This window comes from Pseudoalteromonas sp. S4492, from assembly GCF_005886115.1.
In the GTDB taxonomy this organism is placed as follows: Bacteria; Pseudomonadota; Gammaproteobacteria; order Enterobacterales; family Alteromonadaceae; genus Pseudoalteromonas; species Pseudoalteromonas gelatinilytica.
The window spans coordinates 1-1,124 of record NZ_PNCP01000097.1; the positions used below are offsets into that span (position 1 = coordinate 1).

The 1,124-nt window shown below is 41.1% G+C and carries 2 protein-coding genes; both read right to left on the minus strand.

The features are described 5' to 3' along the window. A partial coding sequence (locus CWC28_RS20865; RefSeq protein WP_138625712.1) for a DUF2523 domain-containing protein occupies positions 1 to 390 on the minus strand: 390 nt, incomplete at its 3' end. Position 391: 1 nt separating this feature from the next. After that, the coding region (locus tag CWC28_RS21990; protein WP_212746805.1) for a hypothetical protein at positions 392 to 1,124 on the minus strand (733 nt) is incomplete at its 5' end.

The following is a 1,124-nucleotide window of genomic DNA, read 5'->3' on the forward strand; positions in this document are numbered from 1 at the left end:
ACCATCAAAGAATCGCATATCAACAAGCGCTGCTTTTACGTCCTGTGGTAAGCCATTTGCAGCCGATAATATTTTTGAGGATATTTGGAAGTTTTCCATAATCGCCTTTGATACAGACCAAGCAAGTTTCATTGCTTCTAGCTCTGCCGCAATTCTCATCAGCGTGACTTTTTCGATGATAAAAGCTAATGCTCTTTCAAAGAAGTTCGGAACGTCATCATCAAGAAAAGTCCAAATATCAGTAAAGAAATGACCCATCGCTTGGGCTGCACCTTCAAAGCCTTCATAGTTACCTTGCGCTGTGCCAGTATCCGTACCTGTACCCGATGTTTCAGCGATAGCAAGCAAGGGAAGAAATAGAACGATTAAAATAAAAGTCTTCGTTTTCATATTAAGGCCCCAATAAAATATACAATGCAGTTAAGGTTGAGATAAGTAAAACGGCAGCAGCAATCAGTTGAAAAAAGCTGGCTAATCGCCCTAGACCCATATCAACATCAACCCCCTTAATGTTCACAATCCGTTCTTCATACCCTCCACCAAAAGAGGGTGTAACTTCAAAAAGCGACCCTGATTCAGATTTTATTTGTTGCACGTAATCTTTTAGTTCTTGTCTTTTCTGTGTGATTTCTTCAGTTACGGTTTGTAGGTCTTGTTCGGTAAATAGTTTATTAAGACCTTTATTATTGTTTTTGCGTTTGGCCTGTATGGTGAATGGCTGTTCTTCTTCGCCATCACCGTCACCAGAACCAGAGCCGCCACCACCCCCGCCAACTGGTTTTTCTAAAATCCCCTCTAAAAGTGCGTTGGCATAATCAGTATTAAAATCTGTCATGGCTGTGTTGTAACGAATTTCACCAAGTAACTCGTTAGATATTTGAATTTCTTCAGCTACACGGTCTAAACGTTCATCATTAGAATCACTTGCTGCAATCTGATTCTTGTTCATTGCGTCAAGGTTTTCATTAATCTTGTTTATAGCTGACAGTTCATCGGGTTCGGGTTGAGGGTCTGTTTCTTCGGGCGCTGGTTTCTCTTCAGGTTCTGACGTCTTATCTACTTCTTTATCAGGCGCTCTTTCACACATAACTGGTTCAGCCGAACCATAGGAAACTGGCATATAG